Here is a 13,100-nt window from a genome sequence, read left to right as displayed (position 1 = left end):
CACGCGACCGGCACGAGCCAGATGACCCGGGCCGACCCGAGGGCCTTGGCCAGCCGGGGAGTGAGGGCCGCGCCGAGCATGACCGTCACCGAACCGACCGCCAGCACGACGCCGAGCGCGGTGGAGGAGAGGCCGACCGTGCGGACGGCGAAGAGCGCGCTCACCGCCGACGCGATGCCGAACGAGAAGTTGCCCGCCGCGCTGGCGATCGCGGTGGCGCGCAGCAGCGGGGTGCGCCGGACGAAGGTCAGGCCCTCGCGGATGCTGGTGCGCCGGCTGGGCAGGGCCGGCTCCGTCGTCTTGATCCGGATCAGGGCGAGTGCCGAGAGCGCGAACGTGACCGCCTGCACCAGCACGACGTTGGCCGCGCCGAGGACCGTGACGAGCCAGCCGCCGAGCCCCGGCCCGGCGATCTGCCCGCCGGCCCGCGCGGTCTCCATGGCGGAGTTGCCGGCCAGCACGGTGTCCCGGCCGATGACCGTGGGCAGGTAGGGCTGGTAGGCGACGTCGAAGAACACTCGCGCCACCCCGGCCAGCAACGAGACGATGACCAGCTGGGTGATGGTGAGGGCATTCACCATGGCGCACAACGGAATGCTGGCCAGCAGGACCGCGCGCACGACATCGGCCGCGACGAGCACCGGCCGGCGCCGCCACCGGTCGAGCCAAGCGCCTGCGGGCAACCCGAGCACGGCGAACGCGACGGTGCCGGCCGCGGAGATCACCCCGAGTTGTAGCGCGCCGGCGTGCAGAGTGAGCACGGCGAGCAGCGGGATGGCCACCCCGCTGAGCTGCGCACCGAACTGCGCGGCCGTCTGACCGGCCAGCAGCAGCCGGAAATCCCGCTGCCGCAAAGGGTTTTGGTGGGACACGAACGCCTCCTGGAGCTGGTGGGTCGGTCCCCACCACCAGCTGCCCGAGAGGCGTCGCTAGGGGGTGGGGACATTACCCACTGCTCGAGGCAGAGGTCAACCCGCCCAGGCCTTGAGAACCGCTCCGAGCCCGATCTTCTTGCGAAACGCGTTGTCCCACATGGCAAGAGCCAGTTCCCGGCGATTGACGTGGCGCGGGGAAACGCGATCGCATGGGGGTCACCGGCGAACGGCGGAACGGTTCAGGAGGCAGCCCAGGTGAACGCGAACACGGTTGTGCTGCAACTGAACATCCAGCTCCCGCACACGGCCGGCGCCCTGGCGGCGCTCCACGACCTCGTGCGCGCGGCCACCGCCGTCCCCGGCGCCGCCTTGTCGGCCGAGCCGGTGGTCCCTAAGCCAGTGGTCCCTGTGCCGGTGGTTCCTGTGCCACGCAAGGCATCGGAGTCGCCCCGGCTGGTGCTCGACCCGGAGTCACGCCGGGTTGTGCTCCGGGACGAGCCGCTGGACCTGACCAGGCTGGAGTTCGACTTGCTGCTGCACCTGTGCGCGCGCCCGGGCAAGGTGCACCGCCGCAGCAGCCTGATGGCCCAGGTGTGGGGGATGGGGGAGCCGCCGGGCAGCCGCACGATCGACGTGCACATCCGCCGCCTGCGCGTGAAGCTGGGCCCGGACGGCCACCACATCACCACGGTGCGCGGGGTCGGCTACCGCTTCGACGGCGCCGACCTCGTCACGATCGGCCCGCTCCTGAGCGCCGGTTAGTCACGGCCCGGCCGGGGTCTCCTCGTGCTGCAGTGCGCGGAGCATGGCGCGCATCTGCTGCTCGGCGGTCTCGGGGTCGCCGCGGCCGATGGCGGCGATGACGGCGCCGTGTTGTTCCAAGGCGGCCACCGACAGGTCGACGTGGTGCTGGGTCAGCGCTTGTTCGCGGGCTTCCAGCGCGGTGGCCACCAGCACGGTCAGCAGCGGGAACATGCGGTTGCCGCATCCGGACAGCAGCGTGGCGTGGAACTCCACGTCCGCCTCGGTGAAGGCTCGCAGGTCACCGTCGTCGGCCGCGGTGCGCATGGCGGCCAGTGCTGCTTCGAGGCGCGCGACGATCGACGGGTCGGGCACCTGAGCGGCCAGCCCGGCCGCGACCGGCTCGACGGCCAGGCGCATCTGCAGCAGCTCCCGCACCTGCTGGGCGCGGTCCGCGCCCTCGAGGCGCCATGCGACGACGTCGGCGTCGAGCAGGTTCCACTGGTCCACCGGCTGCACCCGGGTGCCTAGGCTCTGCCGGATCTTCAACAACCCCTTGGATTCCAGCACCCGTAGCGCCTCGCGGACGGTCGGGCGCGAGGCCTGATACTCGGCGCACAGCCCGTCCAGGGACAACGCGACCCCAGCCGGGTGCGCGCCGCCGACGATCTTGCGGCCCAGGTCGTGGATGAGGGCGCCGTGCAGGCCCCGGGGTGCCGAACTCACGTGCCCAGCATGCCGCATGCCACCGTTGGGCCGGTCCGGTCGTATTGTCAGATTATCTAGACAAAGTCTCACGAGGTTCCCTACGATCGCCACCACCGCGCCCCGGCTCGTGCGGCGCGAGGAGGGAGCTCGACGATGCTCAGGACACGCACCGGCAGGCGGGCACCGTGGCTCGCGTTGCTGGTCGGTGGACTCTTAGCCCTGGCCTTCGTGGTCGCACCGACGACGGCGACCGCGCAGCCGACCGCCCCATCTACCGCTACGCCGGCGGCCACCGCGCACCACGACCCGCACAACGTCGCCGCCACCCCGCCGATGGGCTGGAACGACTGGTACACCTTCTTCTGCAACGTCGACGAGAACCTGGTCAAGCAGACCGCCGACGCGATGGTCAGCAGCGGCATGCGCGACGCAGGCTACGACTACGTCAACCTCGACGACTGCTGGGCGGGCGCACGCGACGCCGACGGCAACATGACCGCCGACCCGAAGAAGTTCCCACACGGCATCAAGGCGCTCGCCGACTACGTGCACGGCAAGGGCCTGAAGCTCGGCGTCTACACCGACGTCGGCACGAAGACCTGCGCCGGGTACGCCGCCGGATACAACAACGAGGCCCGCGACGTGAACACCTTCGCGAGCTGGGGTGTCGACTTCGTGAAGGTCGACTGGTGCGCCGTGCCGTACAACGACTTCCCCGGAATGTCCAAACAGGATGTTGCCAAGACCCTGTATTCCCGGTGGGCCAAGGCGTTCGACGAGGCACCGCGGGCGATGCTGTTCAGCATGTGCGTCTGGGAGGAAGCCGTCGAATCGTGGGAGTTCGCCCCCGAGCTCGCGCAGATGTGGCGCACCTCCACCGACTACAGCGACAACTGGGACTCCTTCCTGCGTAACGGCGACCAGGTCGCGCGCCTGCACGACCTCGCGGGTCCCGGCGGCTGGAACGACCCGGACATCCTGATGGTCGGCCACGGCGAGCTGGACGACACCTCCTACCAGAGCCAGTTCAGCATGTGGTCGATGGCGGCCGCGCCGCTGCTCGCGGGCAACGACCTGCGTTCGATGAGCGCGGCGACGCGCGAGATCCTGACCAACAAGGAAGTCATCGCGATCGACCAGGACAAGCTCGGCAAGGCGGGCTACAAGGTCCGCGCGACGCCGGACGAGGACGTCTGGGCCCGGCCACTGTCCAATGGCGACACCGCGGTCCTGCTGGTGAACCGGACCGACCGCGACCGGCTCGTGCAGACCAACGCCACCGAGTTGGGTCTGCCGAAGTCGTCGGCTTACGGCACCCGGGACCTGTGGCAGCACAAGACGTTCGAGTCCGCGGGCACGTTCTCCGGCTACCTGCCCCCGCACGGTTCGCGGATGCTGCGGATCAGCGGGAAGACCGCGGGCGTCGGCACCGCGGTGAGCTGGGGTGCCGCGGCGACCGGCACCGTGCCCGGCCTGGACGTGGTCGTGGCCGCGCCCGGTGAGCCGGTGACGTTGCAGGGCACCGCGGTCAACGACGGCGTGCTCCCGGTTCCGGGCGCCACCGCGTCGCTCACGGCCCCGGCGGGCTGGACCGCCACCCCGGCCGGGCCGAGGACGCTGCCGTTGCTCAAGGGTGCCGGTGGTCAGGCCACGGCTCAGTGGAAGGTCGAACCGTCCGCGGACATCGCACCCGGGACCTACGACCTCAAGACGACGCTGAAGTTCCAGGAGTTGGGCCAACCCCGCGTGGTCACCTACGCCACCAAGGTTCTCGTGCCTGCGGCGCCACCGGCTGGTTCCGTGGCGTTGAGCGACCTGAACTGGTTGTCGATGGCCAACGGTTACGGCCCGGCGCTGAAGGACAAGAACTACTACGGCAACGAGTTGTCGATCGGCGGCCAGCTCTACCCGAAGGGTCTCTGGACCCACCCCGCCGGCCAGATCGACTACTTCCTGGGCGGTCACTGCGGTTCGTTCTCGGCGGACCTCGGGATCGACGATTCCCAGGGGAACAAGGGATCGGTGGTGTTCTCCGTCTACACCAACGGCGAACTGGCCTACCAGAGCCCGGTCCTGCACGGCGCCGACCCGGTCGAGCACATGACCGTGGACGTGTCCGGGGCGCAGTCGCTGCGGATCGCGGTCGCCGACGCCGGTGACGGCGTGACCTCCGACAACGCCGACTGGGGCGCACCCACGCTCACCTGCAGCTGATCGTGTGCTGGGAGCTGCCCCGCGGAACAGGTCCGCGGGGCAGCTCCCACGCGCGTCAGGTGCACGGCGCGGTGATCTTCTTCAGCTCGGTCAGGGTGATGCGGAACTTGTGGGCCGTGGTGCCCGTGCACGTGTAGTGGATCGCGCCCACGCCGGTGACCAGCGTGACCCAGTCGCCGGTGACCAGGTCCCGTTCCTGGATGTTCGACGGCAGCGGCGTGACCAGCGGCTCGCCGCCCCCTTCGGTGAAGCAGAACTCGTAGGCCGAGGCCGTGACGACCCCGCTGTCATAGAACAGAACGGTGTTGTCGTTGCAACTTTCGGTTGCCGCGGCCGCGGTGGCGGTTGCGGCCAGCGACCCGCTCACGAGCACGAATGCCGCCGCCAACGATCTGACGGCAATTCCAGTGGCCAGGCGACCAGTATTCATGAATGCTCCATCGACGATGAGCGGCGCAGTTCCGGGCCACCGACAGTATGAGCGGCACTGACGCGTGAGTACCGCCGAGCGGTGCACCTCGACGGGCAGACGGCGCAATCGAGTCGACTCACGTAATTGACGGCGGAATCGGCGCGATGTGGGAAAGAAGCGAACTGCCTGCCAAAATGCGCCGCGTCAGTCCTGGGGCAGGTTGCGCAGCAGCTCCGCCCGGGACGCCTCGATCATCTTGCGGCACAACGACTCCGCCAGATCGGCGTCGTGCGCGGCGATGGCTTCCACGACCCCGCGGTGGCTGTCCAGCACGGTCTCGTCGACCCGCTCGGGCAACGTGTGCAGCTCGTTCTTCGCGTGCAGGAACACCGCGAACGGCGTGGCGAACTGCCGGAACACGGTGTTGCCCGAGGCGTCCAGCAACGCCGTGTGGAAGGCGATGTCGGCCTCGGTGAAGTCCTCCAGGTTGCCCGCGTGCGCCGCCGCTGCCATCGCATCGCACCACTTGTGCATTTCGGCGAGCTGCTCAGCGGTGACGTCGATGGCGCACTTGCGGGCGGCGTAGATCTCCACGGCCACCCGCAGATCGGTCAGCTCGCTGAGCTGGCGCGTCCGGTGCGGGCCCATGATCCGCCAGCTGATCACGTCCTGGTCCAGCAGGTTCCACTGGTGGATCGGCAGCACGCGGGTGCCCGTCTTCGGCTTCGGGCTCACCATCCCCTTCGCCTCCAGCACCCGCAGCGCCTCGCGCACCACCGGGCGCGAGACGCCGAAGCGCTCGCAGATCTCGTCCGGCAGGATCTGCGAGTCCTCGGCCAGCTCGCCCGCCGCGATCATCAGGCCCAGCCGGTTCACCACGAATTGGTGACGACCGCGAGCCGCGTCCAGACCGGTGTCGTCGTAGGCGAACCGCGTCGTGCTCGGTTCAGGCATTTGTGCTCCTGGTTCGCGCGATCCGCGCGCCCAGCGCTGCGACCACGTCCGTCACGTTCTCCGCCGCCGTCAGCGCCGAACCGACGCCGACCGCGGCCGCCCCGGTGGCGATCCAGTCCGCCGCGTCGTCCGGACCGATGCCGCCCGTGGGCACGGTCGGCAGGTCCGGCAACGCCTGCAGCAGGCCGCGCAGGGCGTGCGGCGACCATACCTGGGCCGGGAAGATCTTCACGGCGGTCGCGCCGAGTTCCATCGCGGTCGTCATCTCCGTCGGGGTCATGCACCCGGGCAGCACGGCCACGTCGTGCTCGACCGCCACCTCGACGACCGCCGGCACCAGGTTGGGGCTGACCAGGATCCGGCTGCCCGCGTCGATGGCCTTGCGGGCCAGTTCGGCACTGATCACCGTGCCCGCACCGATCACCGCGTCCGTCGAGGCGGCCAGCGACGAGATCACGGACAACGCGTCCGGCGTCGTCAGCGACACCTCGACCACGGGCAGCCCGGCCTCGAGCACCCGGGTGGCCTGGCGCCGCGCCGTCTCGGCGGAATCGGTGCGGATGATGGCGACCACGCCGCACGCCCGCACCTGGTCGAACACCGCTGTGCTGCTCACCGCGTCACGTCTCCTTCGCCTGCCAGCACTGCCTGCACCACTCGATCGTCCGGAAGCCCGGCGATGTCTCCCGGCGCGCCGATCGCCAGGGCCGCCACCACACACGCCTCGCGCAGCCGCTGTTCGGGTGGCAGGCCACGCAACCAGCCGCCGAGCCACCCGGCGGCGAACGCGTCACCGGCGCCGACCGGGTCGACCACCACGGCCTGACGGGCCGGCGCCTGGGTCACCGTCGTGCCGTCGGTCTCGTACGCGCCCTTGGCGCCGTCCTTGACCACGACCGTTTTCGCGCCGCGGTCGAGGAACCACGCGGCCGGGTCGCCGTCGGTGACCACGCGGGCGTCGTCGGCGCCGGTGAGCACGATGTCGCACCACGGCACGACTTCTTCGAAGATCGCACGCCAGCGCGTCGGGGGCGCCAGGGTCAGCCGCACGTTCGGGTCGAAACTGACCAGGACCCCGGCTTCGCGGGCCAAGCGCAGTACGTGCAGCACGGTCGCGTGAGCCGAATCGGAGAGCGCGCTGGTGATGCCGGTGAGGTGCACCAGGGCCGCTGATTCCACAAGGGGCGGCGGGATGTCGTCCGGGCACACCGTGCCGGCCGCGCTCCCGGACCGGTAATACCGCACGGAAATCGGCCGGTCCACCGGCGCGTCGCGGACCAGCAACCCGGTCGGCCCGTCGGGGACCAGCTGCAACCCGGTGACGTCGACGCCGTGCCCGCGCATCGTGCGCACGATCTGTGCGCCCAGGGGGTCGTCGCCGAGGCGGCCGAGGTAGACGGCGTGGTGGCCGAGCCGGGCCAGTCCGATCGCGACGGTGGCCTCGGCGCCCGCGACGTCCAGCCGGAAGTCGGTCGCCATGCCGAGGGGGCGTGCGTCAGCGGTCAAGAACAACGCCATGACCTCGCCGAGGGTCACGATCGAACCGGTCATGCCCATCCCCTTGACAGTGAACTGAGCGCACTTCTACGTTACGACCCCAAGGAGCATACAGTCATACTATATGAGAGGGCCCAACGATGAGCCGGTTCTCAGCCCTGCGTGCGGCAGCGGCCGCGGCGGCGATCGCCTCGCTGGTCGCCGCGTGTTCCAGTGGTCAGAACACGGGTGCGGCTCCCGGCAGCGGCGGTGCGGCGCCCAAGACCGGCAAGCTCACCATCGCGTTGCTGCAGAAGCAGGGCGACCAGCAGTACTTCGTCGACGAAGCGACCGGTGCCAAGCAGAAGGCGCAGCAGCTCGGCAACGTCGACGTCAAGGTGATCGACCTCGGCACCGACGCCAACAAGGCGATCAGCCAGCTCGACGCGGTGATCGCGCAGAAGGTCGACGGCATCGTGATCGTGGTGCCCGACCAGCAGATCGGCCCGCAGGTGATCGGCGCGGCCAAGAACGCGGGCATCCCGCTGATGGCCGCGGACGACGCCATCAAGGACGGCACCGGCCAGGAGGCCCCGTTCGTCGGCTTCGACGGCACCCAGATGGGCAACTCGGTCGGCACCAAGGCGGGCGAGCTGTTCAAGGCGTCCGGTTGGTCCCTTTCGGACACCCGCGTGATCGAGTCCTGGAAGCAGGACCTGCAGACCTGCAGCGACCGGGTCAAGGGCGCGGAGGACGCGTTCAAGACCGCGACCGGTGGTGACCTGCCGCAGCAGATCAAGATCGGCACGGACAACTCGGTGACCGACGCGCAGAACAAGGCCTCGGCCGTGCTCACCTCGAACCAGAACGTCAAGCACTGGCTGGTCTGGGGCTGCAACGACGAGAACGAGACCGGCGTGGTGACCGCGCTGCAGAACGGCGGGGTCAAGCCGGACAACATCATCGGCGTGGGTCTCGGCGCGTACCTCACGTGCAAGGACTGGCGTGCCGGGCAGGACTCGGGCAACAAGGCCGCGCTCTACATCGGTGGTCCGGCCGTCGGCGCCTCGGCGATCCAGGTGATGGTGGACCACCTGCGCAACAGCAAGGCGTTGCCGCCCAAGACGATCGCGCACACCGAGATGGTCGACAAGACCAACTGGCAGAAGTCGGGTCTGGTCTGCACCTGATGGAAAAGAACGAGATCCCGGTGCTGAGCCTCACCGGGGTGAGCAAGCGGTTCGCCGGCGTGCGCGCGCTGACCGACGTCAGCCTCGACGTGCGCGCCGGCGAGGTGCTCGCCCTGATGGGGGAGAACGGCGCAGGCAAGTCGACCCTGCTGCGCATCGTCAACGGCGATCACCAGCCCGACGAGGGCCACGTCGAGCTCGACGGGGTGCCCGTGCACCACACGAGCCCGGCGGCCGCGCACCACGCGGGCATCCGGGTGATCGCGCAGGAACCGGAGATCATCCCGCACGTCGACGTCGCGGAGAACGTGTTCGCCGGTGCGCTGCCCAACCGCGGCCGGCTGTTCTCGCGGGCGGCGGCGCGCAGGCAGGCCCGGCAGTTCATCGCCGACCTCGGCTTCGCCGATGTCATCCCGGTGGACGCGCTGGGCCGGCAGCTCTCACCCGCCCAACGGCAGATCGTGGAGATCCTGCGCGGGCTGACCGGCAAGCCGCGGGTGGTCGCGTTCGACGAACCGACGTCGTCGCTGTCCGACCACGAGGTCGACATCCTGTTCGCGTTGATCGACCGGCTGCGGGCCGAGGGCATCGCCGTCGTCTACGTCTCGCACCGGATGAAGGAGATCTTCCGCATCGCCGACCGGATCGCCGTGCTCCGCGACGGCGCCCTGGTCGGCGTGCGCCCGGCCGGCGAGACCAGTGAGGACGAGCTGGTCCGGATGATGGTCGGCCGCGACCTGGACGCGATGTTCCAGCGGACGGGGCACGAGCCGGGCGAGGTCGTGCTGTCGCTGGAGGACGTCACGACCGACGACGTCTCCGACGTCTCGCTGACCGTGCGGCAAGGCGAGATCGTCGCGCTCGCCGGTCTCGTCGGCGCCGGCCGCTCGGAACTGGCCAAGGCGATCGTGGGTGACGTGCCGATCCGGTCGGGCACGATGGTGTTGCAGGGCAAGCGGATCCGGATGAAGTCGCCGACCGACGCGGTCCGTGCCGGGATCGGTTTCGCCCCGGAGGAACGCAAAGCCGAGGCGTTGATCCTCGACCGGGGCGTGCGCGACAACGTCTCGCTCGCGAGCCTGCGCCGGCTCAGCAAGCTGCGGTTCGTCAACCAGCGCGCCGAGCGTGCGCTGGTGTCGCGGTTCGTGGATTCGTTGCGCATCAAGGCACCCAGCATGGAGCAGCACGTCCGCAAGCTCTCCGGCGGCAACCAGCAGAAGGTGGTGCTCGCGCGGTGGCTGGCCCGCGAACCGGCGCTGCTGATCCTCGACGAACCCACCCGCGGTGTCGACGTCGGCGCGAAGGCGGAGATCTACGGGATCATCAACCGGCTCGCCGAGTCGGGCACCGCCCTGCTGATCATCTCCTCCGAACTGCCGGAGGTCATCGGGCTCGCCGACCGGATCGTCGTGATGAAGGACGGCCGGGTCAGCGGCGAGCTGCCGGCTCGCGCCACCGAGGAGCAGATCCTCGCCCTCGCCATGTCGGAGAACGAGATCGAAGAGGAAGCATCATGAAAGCGACGGCCGAAGCCCCGGAGGCCGAGCTCGCGCCGCAGGCCGTGCCGCGGCGGAGCGGGGTGCGCCGGGCCCTCGACGCGATCGGCGTGCAGAACGTCAGCCTGCTGATCGCGCTCGTGGCGCTGGTCGCGCTCATCGGATCCAAGCACAGCGAGTTCTTCCTGCTGTCCAACATCGAGGTGATCGGTACCGCGATCGCCGTGATGGGGCTGCTGGCCATCGTCGAGACCGTGGTGATCCTGCTCGGCGGGCTGGACATCTCCGTCGGTTCCGCGGCGGGGCTGGGCTCGGTGGTCTCGGCGATGGTGTTCACGCACAGCGGTGCCACGCTCGGCATCCTCGCGGCGCTGGGCGTCGGCCTGCTGGCCGGCTTGGTCAACGGCGTCGTGATCGTCTACGGCCGGGTCAACCCGGTGGTCGCCACGCTGGCCACGCTGGCCGCCTACAAGGGCGTCGCGCAGTTGGTGTCCAACGGCCGCGCGCAGGGCTACACCGGCACCGACGCGGCGTTCGTGTTCATCGCCCGCGGCGCCATCGCCGGCATCCCCACGCTGATCTGGATCCTCGCGATCGTCGCCCTGATCGCACACCTCGTGCTGCGCTACACCGACCTCGGCCGCAACATCTACGCGATCGGTGGCAACGACACCGCGGCGCGGCTCGCGGGCATCAACATCAACCGCTACATCCTCGCCGTCTACGCGATCGCCGGCGTGGTCGCGACGCTCGCCGGGGTGCTGATCACCGCTCGCACCGGGTCGGGGCAGCCCGTGTCCGGCAGTGAAGGCCTCGAGTTGCAGGCCGTCACGGCGGCGGCGCTCGGTGGCTGTGCCCTGCAAGGCGGTCGCGGCACCATCGCGGGCACCATGCTCGCGGTGATCATGCTCGGCGTGCTGGACAACGGCATCATCCTGTTCGGTGTCAACCCGTTCTGGCAGAACGTCGCCCGCGGCGCGCTGCTCGTCATCGCCGTCGTGATCATGCAGTTGCGCAGTGGCGAACGACGGGTCGGGATGCCTACGTGAGCGAAGCTTGCGAGCGAATCATGGATGCCACGCGCCAGGGGGATTCGGCACGGTCTCGCGTCAGCGAGGCGATCGCGTGAGTGAGTGGAAGGGTCTGCTGGACGGCGAGGTCGTCCTCGTCACCGGTGGCGCGCAAGGGATCGGGGCGGCCATCGCGGCCCAGGCCCGCGACCTGGGCGCGTCGGTCGGCGTGGTGGACGTGCGCACCACCGAGGCGGTGCCGGGGATCTTCGCCGTCCAGGGCGACATCAGCGACGCGACCCAGGTGCGTGGGGCGTTCGAAGCGCTCGCCGAGGCGCTGGGCCCGGCCACGGTCCTGATCAACAACGCCGGCCGCAACGCCTACTTCGACCCGGTCACCATGACCGAGGCCGACTGGGACGAGGTCTTCTCGGTCGACCTGAAGTCGGCGTGGCTGTGTGGCCGCGCCGTGCTGCCGTCGATGATCGAGCGGCGGCACGGGAGCATCGTCAACGTCGCGTCGCTGCACTCCTCGCTGACCACGCAAGGGATGTTCCCCTACGCGGCGGCCAAGTCCGGGCTCGTCGGGCTGACCCGCAGCCTTGCGCTGGAGGTCGCGGCGCACCAGATCCGGGTGAACGCCGTCAGCCCCGGCTACGTCCGCACGGCCCTGGTGCAGGAGTGGCTGGAGCGCTCGGACAACCCGAACCAGGAAGCGGAGTTGCTCGGCGTGCACCCGTTGCGCCGCATCGGAACGCCGGAAGAAGTCGCCCAGGTCGTGTGCTTCCTGGCCTCGCGCGCGGCGTCGTATGTGACCGGTGCGAACTGGGCGGTAGACGGGGGTCTCGGTGTCCGGTTCGCGTAGGGGGAGTGACGAGTGAAGATCACCAAGCTGGAGACGTTCCTCGTCGCGCCGCGCTGGCTGTTCTGCCGGATCGAGACCGACAGCGGCATCGTCGGCTGGGGCGAGCCGGTGGTCGAGGGCCGTGCGGAGACCGTGCGTGCCGCGGTGCACGAGTTGGAAGAGGTGCTGCTCGGCCAGGACCCGCTGCGCATCGAGGACCACTGGCAGGTGATGACCAAGGGCACCTTCTACCGCGGCGGTCCGGTGCTCGCCAGCGCGGTCGCCGGGATCGACCAGGCGTTGTGGGACATCGCGGGCAAGCACCGCGGCGCGCCGGTGCACGAGCTGCTCGGCGGCCCCGTGCGGGACCAGGTCCGGATGTACGGCTGGGTCGGCGGTGACTCGCCGTCCGAGCTGACCGAGGGCGTGCAACGGCAGGTCGACGCCGGGCTGACCGCGGTGAAGATGAACGTGAGTGGCCGGATGGCGCCGATCGCGTCGCCGAAGGACATCGCCGACGCCGTGGCCCGGGCCGAGGCGGCCCGCGCGGTCCTGGGCGACGACCGCGATCTGGCCATCGACTTCCACGGCCGGGTCTCCATGGCCAACGCGCGCAGGCTGGTCAAGGCGCTCGAACCCGTCGCGCCGATCTTCGTCGAAGAGCCGCTGGTGCCCGAGCACGGCCACCTGCTGGCGGACCTGGCCGCGCAGACGTCCATCCCGCTGGCCGCGGGGGAGCGGCTCTACTCGCGCACCGACTTCCTGCCCGCGCTGCAGGCGGGCATCGCCGTCGTGCAACCGGATCTCTCGCACGCGGGCGGCATCTCGGAATCGCGCCGGATCGCCGCGCTGGCCGAGGTGTTCGGCGCGCACGTGGCGCCGCACTGTCCACTCGGGCCGATCGCGCTCGCGGCGTGCCTGCAGGTGGACTTCGCCACGCCGAACTTCCTGATCCAGGAACAAAGCCTGGGCATCCACTACAACACCACCAGCGACCTGCTCGACTACCTCGTCGACCCCGCCGTGTTCGACTTCCGCGACGGGCACCTGCGCCCGCCGGCGGCACCGGGGCTCGGGATCGAGGTTGACGAGGCGGCCGTGCGGGAAGCCGACAAGCGAGGTCATTCCTGGCGGTCGCCGATCTGGCGGCACGCCGACGGCTCGTTCGCGGAGTGGTGAG

12 protein-coding genes and 1 pseudogene are annotated in these 13,100 nt (G+C 70.0%); 7 read left to right on the top strand and 6 right to left on the bottom strand.

The genetic code is table 11. From position 1 onward, the window contains the following. Window positions 1-23: 23 nt before the first annotated feature. Window positions 24-872 (bottom strand): annotated as a pseudogene (locus EV186_RS40775) (MFS transporter); the annotation flags it as partial. 258 nt (window positions 873-1,130) lie between these two features. On the opposite strand from EV186_RS40775, the gene EV186_RS12600 reads away from it, so the two are divergent. After that, entirely contained in the window at window positions 1,131-1,637 is a 507-nt protein-coding gene (locus EV186_RS12600; protein WP_243753996.1) for a winged helix-turn-helix domain-containing protein, read from the top strand. Here EV186_RS12600 and EV186_RS12595 read toward each other — a convergent pair whose 3' ends face one another. Then, window positions 1,638-2,342, bottom strand: a complete 705-nt coding sequence (locus EV186_RS12595) for a FadR/GntR family transcriptional regulator (protein ID WP_166659145.1) — start codon at window positions 2,340-2,342, stop codon at window positions 1,638-1,640. A 135-nt stretch (window positions 2,343-2,477) separates the two neighbouring features. Between EV186_RS12595 and EV186_RS12590 the strand changes: the two genes are divergently transcribed. After that, window positions 2,478-4,538, top strand: a complete 2,061-nt coding sequence (locus EV186_RS12590; RefSeq protein ID WP_133849403.1) for an NPCBM/NEW2 domain-containing protein — start codon at window positions 2,478-2,480, stop codon at window positions 4,536-4,538. 55 nt (window positions 4,539-4,593) lie between these two features. Here the strand turns inward: EV186_RS12590 and EV186_RS12585 are convergent, their stop codons facing one another. The 4 genes from EV186_RS12585 to EV186_RS12570 all read right to left on the bottom strand — a co-directional run bounded on the left by EV186_RS12585 (window position 4,594) and on the right by EV186_RS12570 (window position 7,455). Beyond that, on the bottom strand, window positions 4,594-4,968 hold the full coding sequence (locus tag EV186_RS12585) for a hypothetical protein (RefSeq protein ID WP_133849402.1): 375 nt from the start codon (window positions 4,966-4,968) through the stop codon (window positions 4,594-4,596). Between the two features lie 186 nt (window positions 4,969-5,154). Continuing rightward, a complete protein-coding gene (locus EV186_RS12580; protein WP_133849401.1) occupies window positions 5,155-5,904 on the bottom strand; it encodes a FadR/GntR family transcriptional regulator in 750 nt (249 codons plus the stop codon). Beyond that, a complete protein-coding gene (locus EV186_RS12575; protein ID WP_133849400.1) occupies window positions 5,897-6,520 on the bottom strand; it encodes a bifunctional 4-hydroxy-2-oxoglutarate aldolase/2-dehydro-3-deoxy-phosphogluconate aldolase in 624 nt (207 codons plus the stop codon). The genes EV186_RS12580 and EV186_RS12575 overlap by 8 nt, the downstream gene beginning before the upstream one ends. Then, a complete protein-coding gene (locus EV186_RS12570) occupies window positions 6,517-7,455 on the bottom strand; it encodes a sugar kinase (protein ID WP_133849399.1) in 939 nt (312 codons plus the stop codon). Before EV186_RS12570 ends, EV186_RS12575 begins: the two co-directional genes overlap by 4 nt. Before the next feature lie 86 nt (window positions 7,456-7,541). Between EV186_RS12570 and EV186_RS12565 the strand changes: the two genes are divergently transcribed. The 5 genes from EV186_RS12565 to dgoD all read left to right on the top strand — a co-directional run bounded on the left by EV186_RS12565 (window position 7,542) and on the right by dgoD (window position 13,099). After that, entirely contained in the window at window positions 7,542-8,570 is a 1,029-nt protein-coding gene (locus EV186_RS12565; protein ID WP_133849398.1) for a substrate-binding domain-containing protein, read from the top strand. Beyond that, window positions 8,570-10,087, top strand: coding sequence for a sugar ABC transporter ATP-binding protein (locus tag EV186_RS12560; RefSeq protein WP_133849397.1), 1,518 nt, complete (start codon window positions 8,570-8,572; stop codon window positions 10,085-10,087). Before EV186_RS12565 ends, EV186_RS12560 begins: the two co-directional genes overlap by 1 nt. Further along, entirely contained in the window at window positions 10,084-11,115 is a 1,032-nt protein-coding gene (locus EV186_RS12555) for an ABC transporter permease (RefSeq protein WP_133849396.1), read from the top strand. The genes EV186_RS12560 and EV186_RS12555 overlap by 4 nt, the downstream gene beginning before the upstream one ends. A 76-nt stretch (window positions 11,116-11,191) precedes the next feature. Then, entirely contained in the window at window positions 11,192-11,941 is a 750-nt protein-coding gene (locus EV186_RS12550) for an SDR family oxidoreductase (protein WP_133849395.1), read from the top strand. A 12-nt stretch (window positions 11,942-11,953) separates the two neighbouring features. Beyond that, window positions 11,954-13,099: a galactonate dehydratase gene (gene dgoD, locus EV186_RS12545; RefSeq protein ID WP_133849394.1), complete on the top strand. Its 1,146-nt coding sequence runs from the start codon at window positions 11,954-11,956 to the stop codon at window positions 13,097-13,099. The last annotated feature ends 1 nt before the right edge of the window (window position 13,100 follow it).

Origin of the sequence: Labedaea rhizosphaerae, from assembly GCF_004362825.1 — a bacterium.
Classification (GTDB): Bacteria; Actinomycetota; Actinomycetes; order Mycobacteriales; family Pseudonocardiaceae; genus Labedaea; species Labedaea rhizosphaerae.
Note: the sequence above shows the minus strand (reverse complement) of the source record. Positions and strands in the feature narration are given on the sequence as shown.

Excerpts from the sequence above, each read along its gene's own strand:
- EV186_RS12590 (WP_133849403.1), top strand. The coding sequence starts at position 2,478 with ATGCTCAGGACACGCACCGGCAGGCGGGCACCGTGGCTCGCGTTGCTG.
- EV186_RS12585 (WP_133849402.1), bottom strand. The coding sequence starts at position 4,968 with ATGAATACTGGTCGCCTGGCCACTGGAATTGCCGTCAGATCGTTGGCG.
- EV186_RS12580 (WP_133849401.1), bottom strand. The coding sequence starts at position 5,904 with ATGCCTGAACCGAGCACGACGCGGTTCGCCTACGACGACACCGGTCTG.
- EV186_RS12570 (WP_133849399.1), bottom strand. The coding sequence starts at position 7,455 with ATGACCGGTTCGATCGTGACCCTCGGCGAGGTCATGGCGTTGTTCTTG.
- EV186_RS12565 (WP_133849398.1), top strand. The coding sequence starts at position 7,542 with ATGAGCCGGTTCTCAGCCCTGCGTGCGGCAGCGGCCGCGGCGGCGATC.
- EV186_RS12560 (WP_133849397.1), top strand. The coding sequence starts at position 8,570 with ATGGAAAAGAACGAGATCCCGGTGCTGAGCCTCACCGGGGTGAGCAAG.
- EV186_RS12555 (WP_133849396.1), top strand. The coding sequence starts at position 10,084 with ATGAAAGCGACGGCCGAAGCCCCGGAGGCCGAGCTCGCGCCGCAGGCC.